The organism is Carnobacterium sp. AT7, from assembly GCF_000171855.1.
Lineage (GTDB): Bacteria > Bacillota > Bacilli > Lactobacillales > Carnobacteriaceae > Carnobacterium_B > Carnobacterium_B jeotgali.
In genome coordinates this window covers 1-16,531 of sequence record NZ_ABHH01000010.1, presented here as the reverse complement: position 1 = coordinate 16,531, position 16,531 = coordinate 1, and the positions used below count along the sequence as shown (strand labels likewise).

Annotated in this window: 16 protein-coding genes; 9 read left to right on the top strand and 7 right to left on the bottom strand. The window is 35.9% G+C overall.

The features are described from left to right. Positions 1-5 precede the first annotated feature (5 nt). The 3 genes from CAT7_RS05335 (at position 6) to CAT7_RS05325 (ending at position 2,764) form a co-directional block, all read left to right on the top strand. A complete protein-coding gene (locus tag CAT7_RS05335; RefSeq protein ID WP_007722869.1) occupies positions 6-1,415 on the top strand; it encodes an alcohol acetyltransferase in 1,410 nt (469 codons plus the stop codon). Next, entirely contained in the window at positions 1,412-2,077 is a 666-nt protein-coding gene (locus CAT7_RS05330) for a DUF6320 domain-containing protein (protein ID WP_007722866.1), read from the top strand. The genes CAT7_RS05335 and CAT7_RS05330 overlap by 4 nt, the downstream gene beginning before the upstream one ends. A 264-nt stretch (positions 2,078-2,341) precedes the next feature. Further along, positions 2,342-2,764, top strand: coding sequence for a manganese catalase family protein (locus tag CAT7_RS05325; RefSeq protein ID WP_442852116.1), 423 nt, complete (start codon positions 2,342-2,344; stop codon positions 2,762-2,764). A 235-nt stretch (positions 2,765-2,999) separates the two neighbouring features. Here CAT7_RS05325 and spxA read toward each other — a convergent pair whose 3' ends face one another. Next, positions 3,000-3,404: a transcriptional regulator SpxA gene (gene spxA / locus CAT7_RS05320; RefSeq protein WP_007722860.1), complete on the bottom strand. Its 405-nt coding sequence runs from the start codon at positions 3,402-3,404 to the stop codon at positions 3,000-3,002. Between the two features lie 262 nt (positions 3,405-3,666). Between spxA and CAT7_RS05315 the strand changes: the two genes are divergently transcribed. Both CAT7_RS05315 and CAT7_RS05310 read left to right on the top strand, forming a co-directional pair. Next, complete coding sequence (locus CAT7_RS05315) at positions 3,667-4,314, top strand: NAD(P)-dependent oxidoreductase (protein ID WP_007722857.1); 648 nt, start codon at positions 3,667-3,669, stop codon at positions 4,312-4,314. Positions 4,315-4,658: 344 nt separating this feature from the next. After that, positions 4,659-5,078, top strand: a complete 420-nt coding sequence (locus CAT7_RS05310; RefSeq protein ID WP_007722853.1) for a pyridoxamine 5'-phosphate oxidase family protein — start codon at positions 4,659-4,661, stop codon at positions 5,076-5,078. Between the two features lie 56 nt (positions 5,079-5,134). On the opposite strand, the gene helD is transcribed toward CAT7_RS05310, so the two are convergent. Next, positions 5,135-7,381: an RNA polymerase recycling motor HelD gene (helD, locus tag CAT7_RS05305; RefSeq protein ID WP_007722850.1), complete on the bottom strand. Its 2,247-nt coding sequence runs from the start codon at positions 7,379-7,381 to the stop codon at positions 5,135-5,137. Between the two features lie 267 nt (positions 7,382-7,648). On the opposite strand from helD, the gene CAT7_RS05300 reads away from it, so the two are divergent. The 3 genes from CAT7_RS05300 to pepF all read left to right on the top strand — a co-directional run bounded on the left by CAT7_RS05300 (position 7,649) and on the right by pepF (position 12,695). Continuing rightward, positions 7,649-9,316, top strand: a complete 1,668-nt coding sequence (locus CAT7_RS05300) for a peptide ABC transporter substrate-binding protein (protein ID WP_007722848.1) — start codon at positions 7,649-7,651, stop codon at positions 9,314-9,316. Positions 9,317-9,330: 14 nt separating this feature from the next. Continuing rightward, complete coding sequence (pepT, locus tag CAT7_RS05295) at positions 9,331-10,557, top strand: peptidase T (RefSeq protein ID WP_007722845.1); 1,227 nt, start codon at positions 9,331-9,333, stop codon at positions 10,555-10,557. A 326-nt stretch (positions 10,558-10,883) separates the two neighbouring features. Further along, the gene (gene pepF, locus CAT7_RS05290) at positions 10,884-12,695 is read left to right on the top strand and encodes an oligoendopeptidase F (RefSeq protein WP_007722841.1); all 1,812 of its coding nucleotides are present in this window, start codon (positions 10,884-10,886) and stop codon (positions 12,693-12,695) included. A 339-nt stretch (positions 12,696-13,034) separates the two neighbouring features. Here pepF and CAT7_RS05285 read toward each other — a convergent pair whose 3' ends face one another. The 4 genes from CAT7_RS05285 to CAT7_RS12400 form a co-directional block, all read right to left on the bottom strand. Beyond that, on the bottom strand, positions 13,035-13,313 hold the full coding sequence (locus CAT7_RS05285) for a hypothetical protein (RefSeq protein ID WP_007722838.1): 279 nt from the start codon (positions 13,311-13,313) through the stop codon (positions 13,035-13,037). A 228-nt stretch (positions 13,314-13,541) separates the two neighbouring features. Then, entirely contained in the window at positions 13,542-14,522 is a 981-nt protein-coding gene (locus tag CAT7_RS05280; protein WP_007722835.1) for a permease prefix domain 1-containing protein, read from the bottom strand. Between the two features lie 5 nt (positions 14,523-14,527). Next, positions 14,528-14,854 carry a PadR family transcriptional regulator gene (locus CAT7_RS05275; protein ID WP_007722832.1) on the bottom strand — a complete coding sequence of 109 codons (327 nt, stop codon included), beginning with the start codon at positions 14,852-14,854 and terminating at the stop codon, positions 14,528-14,530. A gap of 221 nt (positions 14,855-15,075) precedes the next feature. Next, positions 15,076-15,252 (bottom strand): hypothetical protein, encoded by a 177-nt coding sequence (locus CAT7_RS12400; protein ID WP_007722830.1) that lies wholly within the window; start codon positions 15,250-15,252, stop codon positions 15,076-15,078. A 214-nt stretch (positions 15,253-15,466) separates the two neighbouring features. On the opposite strand from CAT7_RS12400, the gene CAT7_RS05270 reads away from it, so the two are divergent. Then, the gene (locus CAT7_RS05270; protein ID WP_007722828.1) at positions 15,467-15,886 is read left to right on the top strand and encodes an Hsp20/alpha crystallin family protein; all 420 of its coding nucleotides are present in this window, start codon (positions 15,467-15,469) and stop codon (positions 15,884-15,886) included. Positions 15,887-15,946: 60 nt separating this feature from the next. Here the strand turns inward: CAT7_RS05270 and CAT7_RS05265 are convergent, their stop codons facing one another. Next, positions 15,947-16,360: a bis(5'-nucleosyl)-tetraphosphatase gene (locus CAT7_RS05265; protein ID WP_007722826.1), complete on the bottom strand. Its 414-nt coding sequence runs from the start codon at positions 16,358-16,360 to the stop codon at positions 15,947-15,949. Positions 16,361-16,531: the final 171 nt, after the last annotated feature.

Below are 16,531 nucleotides of genomic sequence, written 5' to 3'. Positions count from 1 at the left end.
AGAATATGAAACGGAAAAATTGGGTTCGACTGGATAATGCGTCTAATATTTTTCTCGCAGCTATGACTGATTTTGACACAAAAGTCTTTCGACTAAGTGCAGCCATGGAAGAATCAGTTGATCCAAAACTGTTGCAAGAAGCATTAGAACTTACGTTAGAAGCTTATCCCCTATACCGTAGTGTTTTGCGACGTGGAGTATTTTGGTATTACTTAGAAGAAAGTGATCTTAAGCCTCAAGTCCTATTAGATGAACAACCTCCTTGTTCTCAGTTGTATCACTTTGATCGTAAAGAATTACTTTTTCGAGTAGTGTACTATCAAAATCGGATTCATTTAGAAGTTTTTCATGCTTTGTCAGATGGAACAGGAGCATTGTGGTTCTTTGAAGATTTACTGAGTGAATATGTTCTTCTGCAACAGGCTCAAGCACCTTCTGACATAAATAAGGAGAATTCTCGCTTAGAACGCACCAGAGAAAATGCAAATGTAGATAGTTTTATCCAGTATTTTCGTCATAAAGGGCAGCGCAGTTACACAGATGCTGCACAATCGGCTATTCGAAAGTTGGCGGGCGCAAGCAAGACCGTTGGTAAATTTGCACTGCGTTATGGAAAAAAGTTCATCCAAAATGAACCAACATCTTTAGAAAATAAAAAGAAAAAAAAGAAAGTGTATCAAATCAAAGGCAAACGAACCATTGATAACCGAACGCATGCCGTTGAATTAAATATGCCGGTCCAATCTGTTCTAACATTAGCACATGAACAGCAGGCTTCTCTTACGACTTATTTAACAGCTTTGTTTATTGAAGCAATTCGCAAAACAAATCCCGCTGTACAAGACGGGATGACGATTGCGGTTTCGGTTCCGGTCAATTTGAGGCAATTTTATTATTCAAATTCTGCCAGAAACTTTTTTAGCACGACACGTTTGGAATATACCTATGACCCTGCAGAGGAAATCAATTTAGCAGCTATTTGCAAAACGCTTAAGGAACAATTGCAACAACAGCTTAGTCCAAATAGTTTGGAAACCCGATTGAATAAGCTGATTTCCTATGAATTTAACCCTTTTACGCGTGTAATCATTCGTCCAATCAAAGATGGTCTGTTAAAAGTAATCAATTATTTTAACAACCGCGGGTTAACTTTTGCAATGTCTAATTTAGGAAAAGTTCAGTTGCCCCAAACCATTGATGAGAAAGTTCATCAAGTTTATTTTCAAACATCTGCCGTAAGACCGCAGTTCTGTGTCGTCAGTCATCGAGATCATTTATCCATTTGCCTAAATTCGCCATTTATTGATACAACGTTATATAAGCAATTCGTTAGAGATTTAACCGCTCTGGGAGTTCCAGTGACCATTTCAGCTAATAAAATAGCTGGTCCAGAATTGAGAGGTGAGGAAGAGTGAATTATTGTCAAGCATGTAAAGTGTCTGTTAATGGGGATTGGTTAAATTGCCCTCTTTGTCATCAGCCTTTGGAAAAGGGTTCTGAACCGCCATTGCCTAATCCTTATCCAGATATTCCTTTACGGTTTAATAAGAAACAAGTTATGAGGATCTTAACGATAATCTCTCTTGCGACTATCAGTATATCCTTAATCATTGAATTGTTCTTTTTACATTCGCCCAAAGGATTGAATATTGTTTCATTTGGTATAGTGAGTATGTGGCTCGTTGTTTTAATCATTATTCGCAAACGTCGAAATATCGCTAAAAGCATCGTTTATTTAATTATTTCGCTGTCGCTATTAAGTATTTATTGGGATTATGTAGAGGGGTGGTCCGCTTGGTCTACCACTCATGCTGTGCCAATGATCTGTATTTTTGCGCTTATTGCCATGTATATCGCTGTTCGTTTGGTGAAAGTAGAAGTAGAAGATTATATTGTGTATTTATTGTGTGCTGCGATGATTGGCTTGATTCCGGCTGTTTTCCTATTTTTCGATTGGGTAACGACTCCTTTACCAGCCTGGTTGTCAATTGGCTTCAGTACGGTCATGTTGATTGTGACTTTTATTTTCTATCGAGGAGAAGTATTGCGAGAGTTGGAGAAGAGAATGATGGTTTAAAATTTAAGGGAGCACGTTTTTTTCTGAAAAAGGAAAAAACGTGCTTTTATATTGGCATTTATTTTTGAAAAAAATGGAAAATAACCATAAATTTGAGAGCGGATTCTTTGAAGTGTAATAAAAAATAAGGTGACGGAGAAGAAATGATGGTAAGAAAAGATGTTCATTCATAAAAAAGAATTACAATATTATGCAAAATCTGACAAGTCGGATCCACTTATGGCTCGTAAGATGTAAGAAATTCTAGGCGGACAGTAGGGTGAAATTTCAGTAGCTATGCAATACTTGTTTCAAGGATGGAATACAAGGGGAAATGGTAAATACAAAGACTTGATTTTAGATACTGGTTCGGAAGAAATCGGACACGTGGAAATGATTGCAACAATGATTGCTCAATTACTAGATGATGCTCCAGTCGATCCTCAAGAAAACGCATTTGAAAGTGATCCTGCTATTGCAGCTGTTATGGGAGGCATGGATTTACAACATGCTATCGTAACAGGTCTTGGACCCACTGCAAAAGATTCAAATGGCGTTCCTTGTAATGGTTCATATATTACTGCAAGTGAAAATTTACTTGCTGATTTTCATTCAAATATTAATGCAGAATCCCAAGGACATCTTCAAATGGCGGAACATTTATCTATAAAGATGAGCCAGAAGTGTTGGGAGAAAAACCTGTTTTAAAACCCGCACAACCTAGCTTACACAATACAGTTGATAAGGATATTAAGAAATAATGGATTAAAGAGAATAACTTCTTCTAACAGGATCTTACTGAAATTTCTGTTAGAAGGAGTGATTTTTATAAAAAAATCACTCCATTAACGTTGTAGGCTAATGGAGTGAGCGTTATTTTTATGTGGTTGGACTATTAGTTTATAAGAAAAAAGATTCTTTTTCTGCTAAGTATAATAGTGATTTAAGAAATATGAGAAAGTTGTTTTTGCATTTCTAACAAATCGATGCGACGAACTTCTCTTGGCAAGAAACGACGGATGTCATCATCGTTGAATCCAATTTGCAATCTTTTTTCATCGATTAAAATAGGGCGACGAATCAAACTTGGTTCTGCTTGGATTAATTCTAATACTTCAGACAATGAAAGTTGATCTAATGGTACATCTAAATTTTGGAAAGCTTGTGAACGGTATGAGATAATATCTTCTGTTCCATTTTCTGTCAAACGTAAAATTGCTTTAAGTTCTGAAATAGTTAAACTTTCATTGAAAATATTTTTTTCAATAAAAGACAGGTTATTTTCCTCTAACCATGATTTTGCTTTACGACATGAAGCTGAGCTAGGTGTTGTATACAATGTAATCATTTTATTCACTCTCCTGTTTATAATTAAACTAATTAATAATTGCTAAATAAAATTGGAATTCGTTTACAAGTAGTATCTTACTATGTATTTGTACAAAAAGCAACAGCGTTTGTCACAATTAGTTCACAATTTTGTGACATTTAGACTAATTTACTGTAAATAATGGTAAACAAAAGGTTTTTAAAGACGAGAAATTTTGTTTAAAATGAACCCTGTGTTAATCTGATAAAAAGAAGGAATAAACTTTAGGGGGGGCAAAGAGATGAAAGTCGCCGTTATTGCAGCCACAGGAAGAGCGGGTAGTTTGATTGCAAAAGAAGCAAAAGATAGAGGTCATAAAGTAACTGCTATTGTAAGAAATGCAGAAAAGTTAGCAGATAAAGAGTTGAAAGTAGTTGAGAAAGATTTCTTTACATTAACTTCAGAAGATTTGAAAAAATATGATGTAGTAATTAATGCATTTGGTACAGGAATGGAACAGGAACAAGCTGTTAAACACGTACAATTTGGTCAAATTTTAATTGAAGCATTAAAAGGTGCCCCTGGAACAAGATTGATTGTAGTCGGCGGAGCAGGTAGTTTGTATGTAAATGAAGAACAAACGATTCGTGTGATGGATACGCCAGACTTACCAACTTTTTTTCAGCCGACAGCTATTAATCAAGCCAAAAACTTAGCAGATTTAGAAAAAACTGACGACATAACATGGACGTTTGTCAGTCCTGCTTTAGATTTTGATGCAACAGGTAAACGAACGGGCAGTTACCAAGTTGGAACTAACCAAGTTATCGTAAACTCAACAAATCAAAGCTACATCAGTTATGCAGATTTTGCGATTGCCATTGTGGATGAAATGGAACAAGTAACACATAAAAATGAACGATTTACCGTTGTTTCTGAAGCTGAATAAGAATGAATGTAAATAAGGCCTTGTTTTATAAAAAGTAAATTTTTTTTGAGTGAATCAGGTTTAGCCGACTATTTGAAAGTAAGTTAAACGAATCATCTTATTCCATATTCGCTTTTTCAACAGCGGTCATCATCGCTTCAGGTTTGTCTTGCCATTCCAAAAAATTCCATTCGATGACCGAAAAAGGCATCTGTGTAGAACCGACGAGCACCAGGAAAGTTATAATCCTATTCAAATGGAATAGCGTGTTCTTTTAGACGGTTTCTTTACAGTAAATGGAATCGTATCTTTTGAATAAGAAAGATAGATATGCCATAATGAGCTCAAAATGGAGGGATGCAATTATGGCTGACGAGCGTGATAAAGCTTTAAAAATTATTAAAAAAAATAATGTAGGAACGTTGTCTACTGTCTCAGAGGGTAAACCAGTATCTCGTTACATGACTTTTTTTAATGAAGGATTCATTCTTTATACACTGACGGATAAACGCACGCATAAAGTAGAAGATTTGGAAAAGAATCCTTATGCGTTTGTTTTATTGGGCTATGATACAGGGTTATTGAATAACAAATATGTCGAGATAGCTGGTCAAGTTTCCATTACTGAAGATCAAGCACTGATTGAACATCTTTGGAGTCCGTATATGAAACTCATTTTTGACGGAAAAGATGATCCAAATATCGTAGTCTTGAAGATCCAACCCGATACAGTTACTCTCAGAGGAACAAAAGATGCTGAAGTGCTATCAATTGATCTAAATTAAATAGAAAATAAAAAAGGAAGGTAAAAAGCAGCTGCTTTTTACCTTCCTTTTTTTGTTTAATTCAATTCAGCTAACTGGTAATCAATTGATTCAAGGCGATTGACCAATGAATCTTGCAAATCTGATGCGATAAAGTACAACTCATGCATAGCTCGACTACAAATAGTATACGCAGTCGATAAGTCGTTGGAAGAAGTAGGAGCCGAATAATGGAACAGGGCAAATACACTATCAAATTCCAATCCTTTAGCTAATTGTATGGGTATAACAATAACAGGATGATGAGTATTATCCGTATCTTTCAGTACTAAATTGCTGCCAATGCCAGCATGTGCTAATTCTTGGTAGAAGCGCTCAGCTTCTGCATAATTTTTACTGATAAAGGCCGTACGAAAACCGGCTTTTTTATTTTCAGCAACTTTTTCTTTTACATAGTCCAAATAATTCTCATGAGTGGCAGTTAAAATCATTTCGGGTTTTTTACCTTCGCGGAAATTGGCTTCTATAGCAGAATGATTTTCTAGAAAACGGTTTGAAAATTGGATAATCTCATTTGTTGACCGGTAACTTGTTAATAATTGATAGCGCTGAAAAGAGCTGCCAGTGAAAATGGTGTCTAAGTCGTTGAAAGAAAGTCGCTTCATTAAAATATTTTGATTGAGGTCACCGCTTAGAACAAAATGTGCTGTTGGGTAAAAGTCTTTTAACATTTGCAATTGGAATGGAGAGAAATCTTGTACTTCATCTAAACAAATGTATTTAAATTTAGTGCTGCTAATCGGTCCATGCATCAATTGGAACAAACTGTAAAAAGCATCCATATCTTCCAACGCTAATTCTTTATGAGCGATGTTCGTTACTACTTGTTGAATGTGGTCTGTCCACATGTCTTCAGTAATTGAAAATTCTGCTAAGGAAAGCAATTTTGGAACAGCTTTTAAGAAATGAACATATTGGTGTTGATAACGGATAAAACTTAACCGTTTAATTCTTTTGATAAGAGGTGAATAAGCGGTCTCTATAATCGAATCAATCAAGGTTTCTTCAGCCTTTTGTTCATTTTTCGATTCACTTTCGTGTAGGCGCAACTCACTATCAGACATTGAAAGTAAAACATCTTCCACCCATTTAGCTGTTCGTTGTGTCTGTTTAAGTTGCTCGATTTTTTGTAACAACAAGGTTTGCAGCAAGGCTAACTTGCTAGCTAAAGTACCGTTGCTTTCGGTGCTGTAAAATTGTTCTTTAATTTCTTCTTTTGAGATAATGATTTCACCTTGGAAAGATAGCGAAGAAAAACGCATGTAGTCCGTTTTCAATCGATCAGTATAGCGTTTTAACGCTTCTGAAAATTGCAGACTTCCTTTAAGTAAAGTGACTTTAGACAATTCTTCATCTTGGTTGGAGATGAGAGTGAATTTTGGAACTCTTTGATTCATAAATTCAGGGAACGTATGGCTGGTCACATTCATTTCACCTAATTCAGGCAATACTTGAGAAATATAGGTTTGGAAAATTTTATTGGGAGAGAATAAAATAATTTCAGAAGCTTTTAATTGATCTCTGAATGTGTAAAGTAAATAAGCAATTTTTTGCATCAAGACGACGGTTTTTCCAGAACCCGCAACGCCTTCAATCAAGGTGATTTTGGCAGAATTATCCCGTACGATTTGATTTTGTTGTTTTTGAAGAGTTGAAATAACAGCACCCATTTGATAAGTGGAGCGGTCTTCTAATGCTTCAAGCAAATAAGGATCGCCCATCACGTTATCGGTATCCAAGAGTTGAATAATTTTTGCCTGACGAATTAAAAATTGACGTTTTAATTCAATCAGAAGTGTTAACTTTTCTTCGCCAATTTTCAACGGAATCGTGTCGCCTACATTGCCTTCATAATAAAGCGAAGCAATAGGTGAGCGCCAATCCACCACTAAGTTATCGTATTCATCAAATACAGAGCTAATGCCGATATAGATAGTTTCTTGGCCCAATTCATCTTCATAATCGATTCGACCGAAGTAAGGATCGTCGACCATTTTTTCTAAAGCCATCACGCGATTTTGATTTTTAAGGAGTGTTTTGCTGCGGATCATTAGGTCTTGTTCAATTAAGCGTAATTCACCAGCTGATTCCCACATGCTTTCACTTGACCCTTGATTGATTTTAATTTCACCAGATTCTTTTAAGCGTTTTTTTTGTTCAGCACTATCGTGTACGACGGTTTTTTTTAATTGATCTAGTTCAGATTGAATTTTTTTGACAACGGTTTGAACACGTTGTTGTTCCATAGATAAGCTATCGGTCAATGAAATAAGCTCCTTTCAAAAGCTGGAAATAAAGAAAGATTTGGTTCAACTCATTTTAAACGCAACTAGCAGTATACCACCGAAATAGTTTGATTGCTACAAGGGGGATTAATTCTAGTTTAAAGAATTTTAATTTGCAAGAATATACACTTTTTAGACGATTAATTCAGTTAATATGAGGAAAAGTGAGAAAAAGATGATAAAAAGGTTAAAATTCAGGGTGGGTTATGGTAAGATGACAATACTTTAATTTATGGGGGTATAGCAATGAAAATCAATAAAAAAGGGGCATTGTCTATCGGACTTACCGTAACGACTGTTTTACTTGCAGCGTGTGGTGGATCTAATGGCGATACAGACTCAACGAGTAAAGATTCAACAAAAGGGGAAAATCAGGCAACAGACCAGAGTATTTCTGTGGGTGTGTTAAATGAATTATCGACTGGCGATACATTGCTTGTATCCGATATTGGAACAAATACTGCAATGAGTCAATACTTAGAAGGCCTATACCGATTGGATGAAAATAATCAGCCAGTTCCAGCCCTTGCAGAAGAAACAACGGTCTCAGAAGATGGGTTGACGTACACATTCAAATTGCGAGAAGATGCAACTTGGTCAAATGGCGAACCGGTTACAGCTCATGATTTTGTGTATGCTTGGAGACAAGCTGTGAACCCTGAAAAAGCCGCTCCGTATTCATATATGTTTACATCTATCGTAAATGCTGAAGAAATCATCAATGGTGAAATGACTCCTGAAGAATTAGGTATAGAAGCTGTTGGAGACTATGAATTTACCGTGCAGATGACTGTGCCGGTATCTTACTTTTTAGGTGAAATGGCTTTTCTGCCTTTCTTTCCTCAAAATCAAGCATTCGTAGAAGAGATGGGTTCAGAATATGGTACGAGTAGTGACACAACTTTATATAATGGACCATTCATTTTAACTGGATGGGATGGAACGAATCAATCATGGAGTTATCAAAAAAATGAAGACTACTGGGATGCGAAAAATATAACCTTAGACAAAATTGACGTACAGGTCATTAAAGAAGTTTCGACGGCACTCAATTTATTTGAATCTGGTGGATTAGATGATGCTATTCTTTCAGGTGAAAGTGCCAAACAATACGTGGATAATGAAGCATATGTTGTAGAGCCAGAAGCCCGCACAAACTATTTGCAATTCAATTACACCGATGTGCCAATGTTTTCTAATGCTAAATTGAGAGAAGCTTTCTCTTTGATATTGGACCGTGAAGAATTAGCCAATACGATTTTAGGAAATGGGTCACTTCCTGCAACCGCATTTGTGCCACATGATTTTGTAACAAATCCAGTTACCGGCAATGACTTTGCAGATGATGCAGGTGATTTTTTAACGTACGACAAAGAAAAAGCTAAACAACTTTTTGATGAAGCTAAAAAAGAACTGGGAGTCGATACCATCGAAATCGATTTGCTTGGAGATGACGATGAGGCAAGTAAGCTGGTTGGACAATACATTCAAGGTGAATTGCAAAATAACTTTGAGGGGCTAACGATCAATTTGAGTAATGTGCCTAAAAACAATCGAATCGAAAAAGGACAATCAGGTGATTTTGATATCATTCTAGGCGGATGGGGAGCTATTTTGCCAGATGCAATCAATTTATTGGATATCATGAATAGTGAGACAACATTCAATGTCGGACCTTACAAAAATGAAAAAGTTGACCAATTATTAAATGATGCCGAAACAGTAAATGCAAATGATCCAGAAGCCCGTTGGCAAAATATGCTTGATGCTCAAGCAATTATGTTAAATGAAAAAGGATTTATCCCTTTATACCACACAGCCGAAGTACATTTGCGCAATCCGAAACTAAAAGGTGTTGAAGTGCATTCTGTCAGCGCTCGTTACGATTACCGCAATGCTTATGTTGCAGAATAGGAGATGCTAAGAAAATGGATGAACAGTTACTTAAACGTTTTGTAAAATATGCTAAAGTCAATACGCGGTCTGATATGAACAGTCAGACCGTTCCAACAACTTATGCACAAGTAGAATTTGCTTTGAAGTTGGCGGAAGAGTTAAAAGAAATCGGGTTAGAGGAAGTCGAATACAATGATGCTAACGGTTTTGTGACAGCTACTTTGCCGAGCAATCTAGCTCATGACGTTCCTGTTATCGGGTTTATTGCTCATATCGATACGGCTGATTTTAATGCTGAAAATATTCAACCACAAGTTCACGTGAATTATGATGGCAACGATATTGTGCTTAACAAAGAGCTGGGTATCGTGATGACAACAGCTGAATTCCCTCAATTAGCGCATTACATTGGGGAAACAGTGATTACAACAGATGGAACAACCTTGTTAGGAGCAGATGATAAAGCCGGTATGGCTTCGATTGTTACTGCGATGGAGGAATTTATCCAGCACCCAGAACTTCCTCATGGCAAAATACGCGTTGCTTTTGGGCCAGATGAAGAGATTGGACGCGGCGCATTGTTATTTGATGTTGATCAGTTTCAAGCTGATTTTGCTTACACTTTAGATAGTGGAAGGGTTGGCAAATTTGAATACGAAACGTTTAACGCGGCTCAAGCCGAATTAACGATTAAAGGGACCAGTGTGCACCCTGGAACGGCTAAAGACAGCATGGTTAATGCTTTATTAGTCGCAGCTCAATTTGCTACGGCATTGCCTCAAAAAGAAGTTCCTGAAAAAACGGAAGGTTATGAGGGTTTTTACATGTTGTCCAGCCAAGTTGGAACGATTGACGAAGTTAAAGCAACTTATATCATTCGGGACCATGATAAAGCAGGATTTGAAAAACGCAAGCAACACTTCGCTGCATTAGTCGATCAATTCAATCAGACATTTGATCAGCCACGTATTGCGATGAAGTTATACGATCAATATTACAACATGCGCGATATCATTGAAAAAGATCTTTCTATTGTAGAGTTAGCGTTAAATGCTTACCGAGCATTAGGAATCGAACCTGATGTCAAACCATTTAGAGGTGGAACAGATGGCAGTATCATCACGTATAAAGGCTTGCCTACACCAAATATCTTTACCGGTGCTGAAAACTTGCATGGCAAATACGAGTTTGTATCAGTTGAAGGTATGAAACAAGCTGCTCAAGTTGTGATCGAGATCGCTCGCATGAATGCAGAATAGTTTACGGACCATAAAGTATTTTTTTATGGTCCACATGGTAGTTAAAAGGAGTTTGCATACAGTAAGAGCAGAAAATTTAGGTTCATAGGGTAGTTAAAAGGGATTTAGGTACCGTAAGTGCAAATTTTTTAAATCTATACAGTACTTAAAAGTAATTTATACGCTATAAGAGTAGTTTTATAGCACTAAAAAGGCTCATTTAATGAGCCTTTTTTGGTTAGTCTGTAAAAAAAATTGCAACCACCAATAAATCAGTAGTGTATACTAGATGAGTAGTTTAGTTGAATAAATTAATTTAAATTAATCCAATGAAGGAGTGCGATAAAATGGCACAAGAAGAACTGAAAAATAGATCTGAGGTTTCTGAAGCATTAACATGGGACCTTACAGGCTTATACCCAACAAAAGAAGCTTTCGAAGCTGCAGTAGAAGATATGAAAGCAGCGGTCAAACAATTTAGTACGACTTATGAAGGGAATTTAACGGATGCTAAAATGATCTCTACGGCTTTAAAGCAATATAGTGAAATCATGCAAACAGCAGACTGGACAAATCATTATGCCTTTTTGCCAGCTACTACTGATTTGACGAATCCTGAAAATACTGGTCTGTCTCGTTCAATGGATAATGTACTAGCCGAAATTGGCGCTCAATTATCCTTTTTCGATTCAGAATTAAAAGCAGTAGATACCGCTATTTTAGATCAAGTTGAAAAAGAAGAACCTCAATTTGCTTCTTTTATTCGCCACATTAAAGAAGACAAATCGATTCAATTGGATCCTAAAGTAGAAAAAGCTTTAGCTCAACTTTCACCAGTTCTTGGCGCTCCTGAAGCGATTTATGAACAAGCTCGTTTGGCGGATATGGATTTTGGAACATTTAATGTTGCAGGAAAAGAATATCCACTAAGTTTTGTTTTGTATGAAGACCATTATATGTACCATGCAGATACAGCTATTCGTCGTGCTGCGTTTGAACAATTCTCTACCGTCCTTAGCAAATACCAAAATGTTGTAGCAGCGGCTTATTACACACAAGTTCAAAAAGAAAAAACAATCGCTACCATGCGTGGCTTTGATTCAGTAATCGACTATCTTTTATACGATCAAGAAGTTGACCGCGAGCTTTATAATCGCCAAATCGACAGCATCATGAATGATTTAGCTCCTGTAATGCAAAAATACATTACTCATGTTAAAGAAATCAATGGGTTGGACAAAATGACTTATGCCGATTTGAAGATTGATTTAGACGCTGATTACTCATCAAAAATCACTGTAGAACAATCAAAAGAGGTTGTGGCAGATGCATTGAGCGTTCTAGGGCAAGATTACATTGACCGAATTATGAAAGCTTATCCAGAACGCTGGGTAGATTTTGTGCAAAACAAAGGGAAATCTACTGGTGGATTCTGTACGTCACCATATGGCAAACACCCTTATATCCTAATGTCTTGGAATAACCAATTGTCCGATGTATACACATTGATCCATGAAATTGGTCATGCTGGACAAGGAATTCTTTCTGGGGAAAACAACAGCATTTTGGGAGCAGAACCGTCTCTTTATTTGATAGAAGCTCCGTCAACCTTCAATGAATTGTTGTTAACAGAATCGATAAGACGTAAAAGCGAAGATCCTCGTGAACAACGTTTTGCCTTATCTAATATGATTTCAAACACGTATTTCCACAACTTTATTACACATTTATTGGAAGCAGCTTATCAACGTGAAGTTTACCAATTAATTGATGAAGGAAAAAGTTTTGATGCTGCTCAATTAAGCGAAATTAAACGTTCTGTATTGAACAAATTCTGGGGAGACGCAGTTGAAATCAATCCAGGAGCAGAATTAACGTGGATGCGCCAAAGCCATTACTATATGGGATTATACTCTTACACGTATTCTGCAGGATTGACGATTGCAACTCAAGCCTTCTTGCGTATTAAAGAAGAAGGACAATCAGCAGTAAATGAGTGGTTAGAATTCCTAGCCCTTGGAGATCAATACCGCCCAGCTCCAGCTGCAAAAATTGCTGGTGTTGATATTACTACGGATAAACCTTTAGCGGATACGATTCATTATTTAGATGAATCAGTGGATACAATCATTGCATTAACCAAACAATTAACCGATTAAGAAAAAATTTTTAGGCAAATAGGCTGGTAAAAAGTCCTAGCCTAAGTAAAAAACTCATTCTTTTTTGATGGTCACTTTATCCATCAAAATAAGAATGAGTTTTTTAGTTTACCCGCTTAATGAATTTAATATAAAAAGCCTTTGCGATTATCGCAAAGGCTTAAAAAGGGGGTAAGTACTTATTTATGGGGGTAAATAAGTAAGAAAAGAAAAAGTTTTAGGATTGGTATGACTTTAGTATAAACGGTCAATATGAATTTTTAATGATTGTTTCTTTCTATTTTGTGACAACGAATGAAAGAAAATGTGAATTTTTTAGGAAGAAAAAAATTAATTGATTTAGGACATTACAAGCGTGTAAATAGTAAATGCTACAAAAGCGATAATTAGTAGATTAAGAATAAATAAGATAATCGTAAAAGCTTGATTTCTAGCTTTCGCCGATAAGAACATTGATCCAATATTCAATAACACTGCAACAATAAGTACGCCAAGAAAAACGGGAAAACTAAACAATGAAAATTGATTTTGAATAAGAATAGAAACAACAGTTAATAGGAAAGAGATGGAAATTAAAATTGTTGGCCATTTTTGGGTATTTTTTTTAGTGTTGTACATGAGTAAGAACTCCAGTCTTTTTTTATTTATTGCCGATAAGCCTAAGTATACAATTTGGTATTCCGCTTAACAACCGTTTCATGAAAGATGACTTATTTTTGTAAGAAAGGTAATGAAATTAGAGGACTAGAGTTAAAGGTGAAAGATGGTTTAGTAAACAATGTTGACAGTACAAATGATAAATTCAATTAAAATGACCGACTCCATATGGAATCGGTCATCAGAAGGCTAATTTTTTCTTTTTGTCTTAATAATACTTTGGTAGAGAGAAGAAAAAGCTGCAAATAGAATACCGGTTATGGGAAAGATGATCCAAGCAGTTCCCCAAGCATCGTAGACAAAACCTGCGATTAAATAAATAGCTGTAGCTAATGGGAAAACGACTCCGGCAATAGTATCAATTAATTTGCTGGCAATGACTTTCTCAGGTGTGTAATCTCCGAGTGAAAGAAGTTTTTCATAAGTGGAGTATAGAATGCCATAAAAGACAAACAAGAAAACACCAACTGCTATGAAACCTAATAAGAAAATTACGGACCAAGCATTGTCATCACCGAGAAGAACAATTGCCAACAATAAGGAGATAGGAGCTAGGATACAAAGAATTACACCAGAAGCGATGGCTTTTGCAAAACCAGGTTTAAACTCTTTCATTTCTCGATCCAAGTGGGCACGTGTGGCTGAATCAATTAGAACAACCTTTTTGTCAAGATTGTATTGTTCTTCTTTTAACCCAAAAACAATGAAAATACCAACTGCGATAGCAATAAATAAGAACAATGGAATAACCGATAATAAGTCAATTCTATCCATAGGACTTGAAGAATCAGTTACAAGACTAGCAATTTCACGGAATGTCAGCATCATAGCAGGGGAGAGAATACAAAGAGACACACCCGTTGCAATCGCAATTCCAAATTTTGTACGGTGCTGCATAAAGTCCTCAACTTGTGTCTCTGATAGCTGAACAGAATAGTTATCAACTTGTTCTGCATCGCTTTCTAAGTTGTACTCTTCAATGATTTCATCGATATTGCCAAATTCGGATAGAACCGTTCCGATAGCTTCATTCTCACTTATCCCATCTGCTTTCAACTGAAGGTATTTATCTTCCATATTAGTCAGCATATCCTCTTTAAGTTGCTGCATCTCAGAAGTCCGAGGCAAATTAACAAAAACTGATTCGACATAATTCTTAATCGTGTCCATAAATTTCACTCCTCCTCAATGAATTGACTGATGATATTTTTTGTATCCAGCCATTCGCTTACTTTCTCATGATAGGTTTGTCTGCCTAGGTCAGTTATTCGGTAGTAGGTCCGAGGTTTGCCATTGGTTTCAGTACTTGAATAAGATTCAATAAGTTCACTTTTTTCTAAACGATTAAAGGCAGAATAGAGAGTCGTTTCTTTCATAATGTATTTTCCATCAGTTAGTACCTTGATTGTATTTGAAATTTGATAGCCGTAAGAGTCTTCTTTCATCAAAATAGACAGTAGAATCAGACTATTAAATCCGCGCATGACATCACTTGATATCACCTCATCACCTCATTTTTTTACTTCATCTATCGTAGTAATATGAGTATACTTCTTTTACTACGACAGGTAAAGTAATTTGAATTAAAAAAGCAAATATCTTGAAAAAATTAAAAAGTTATATAATTTTCTTGTTTTTCTAGTGCGAAAAGCAGATAAAAAAATGGCCTCAGTTTCCTTTTTGATTCAGGAAAGTGAGGCCATTCTTTTTGTTTCTAGATAAATTATACTCGGGGTGTCTGATTTCGTCCGAAGACAAAACCTAAAGCTGCAATCACTAAACCAACTAAGATAATTAACGTTCCGATAATTGGATCACCTGATTTTACAGGACCAAAGTAACCAAATACTATAATAATGATACCAATTACTAATAAAATCTTACCTATACTATTGAACATAATATCTACCTCCAATACAGTCTTTGATTTAATGAGTATAGCAAAAAATAGCGAAAGAAAATACTAATAGGGTTAGTAAACAAGTTAGTAAAAAAAAATTAAAAAAAGTTGTAGCACTCTCTTGACAAGAGTGCTAAGTGGTATTATATTATACGTGAGCAAGGGATATACCTGCTCAAAAGGTTAAAAAAATTTTAGAAAGAGGGAGAGATTTATGAGTAATTTATTTCCAGTAGGACGTGATTTCATGAATTTTGGCAAGAACTTTTTCGAGGATCCATTTGACCATTTACTAGCGCACACGGCTAATTTTAATGTAGATATTCGTGAAGAAGAGAACGCATATATTGTAGAAGCTGATTTGCCAGGTATGCCTAAAGATAGTATTCAGTTAAAATACGAAGATAATGTATTGTCAATTGGGGCAACTCAAGAAGAGAAGAAAGATGAAAAGGACGAAGAAGGCAACTACATCCGTAGAGAGCGCTCAACTAAATCTTTCAGTCGCCAATTTTTATTGAAAAACGTCAACGAAGAAACAATCTCAGCAGCATTTGATAATGGTGTTCTAACTGTAACATTGCCTAAGAAAAATTCTGAAGGCACGACACCTAAACAAATTGAGATTAAATAAAAAAACGAAACAAAAGAAGGTGTTGAGCAGATCAACACCTTCTTTTTAATTTATCGTCTATCAGTTCTTTTCAGTTAAGTAATCTATAGCTGCTTGAAGAATTTTTTGATCGTTTTCATAAGTGATTTGGGCTAATGCATCTGAAAAGCTTAACCAAGTACTGGCTAATACTTCCTCGTCTTGTTTAAGAATAGTCTGCTCATTGGCATACGCAATAAAATAAACTACTTCTTTCTCTGTGCCTTTATAAGGAGAGTAACGAACGACATGTCTGAATTGAGTATCTAATTCAACGCTTAAATGAGTCTCTTCCATAATTTCTCTTAAAGCTGTTTCTTCTTCTGTTTCATTGCCTTCTACATGACCTTTGGGAAAAGCCCAGTGTCCGCCGTTTTGGTGTTTGATTAGTACTACTTTAGGATTCTCTATATCTTTTGTGACAATCACAGCGCCACATGATTTTTCTTGGTTCATTGCTATTCCTCCAGTAAGATAAAGTCTTTTGATTAGTATACCAAAAGTAATGCGAAAAGGTGAGAGACGACGTTTTTTACAAATTGTAAGTGAAATATATTGAAAAAAGTCTGACATTCTTTTACCATTAGAGTATACTAAAAAAAATAAATGAAAAAAGTAGGAGAAAAG